This is a genomic window from Clostridioides sp. ZZV14-6345, from assembly GCF_020657775.1.
Taxonomy (GTDB): domain Bacteria; phylum Bacillota; class Clostridia; order Peptostreptococcales; family Peptostreptococcaceae; genus Clostridioides; species Clostridioides difficile_D.
Genome location: NZ_JAGWCX010000183.1, coordinates 1 through 435, shown reverse-complemented (window position 1 = coordinate 435; position 435 = coordinate 1). Strand labels below are relative to the sequence as shown.

Annotated in this window: 1 protein-coding gene; it reads right to left on the bottom strand. The window is 23.7% G+C overall.

Translation table 11 applies throughout. The features are described 5' to 3' along the window. Nucleotides 1-192: 192 nt before the first annotated feature. On the bottom strand, nt 193-435 hold a 243-nt coding region (locus tag KGF39_RS19515), incomplete at its 5' end, for a transposase (protein WP_227823579.1).

Genomic DNA, 435 nt, shown 5'->3' with positions numbered 1-435 from the left:
GAGACTGTAAATCAATTTGTGCTTTTAAAGATAATTTCTACTTTATAGCAACAATTATTTATTTACTATTAATATTTCCCAATATATGAATTTTATTCTAATAAATTGTAAAAAATATATACTGGGATATTTCTAAATATTTTTGTAAACCATATATATTATGGCAAATTTTTAGAATGTAATTTTTTAAAATTATATTCTATTATCAAAGAATATAGATAACTGATTATATATACTATCCCAGTTTCTATATCTCATAGTCCATTTTTTCATCACATTTTCACCTGCTAAGAACAATATTTTTAATAGTGAGTCGTCTGATGGAAAAGTGGACTTTGTTTTTGTGACCTTTCTAAACTGTCTATTAAGTCCTTCAATTATATTTGTAGTGTACATTATAGTCCTTATTTCTTCAGGAAAACTAAAAAATGGTGC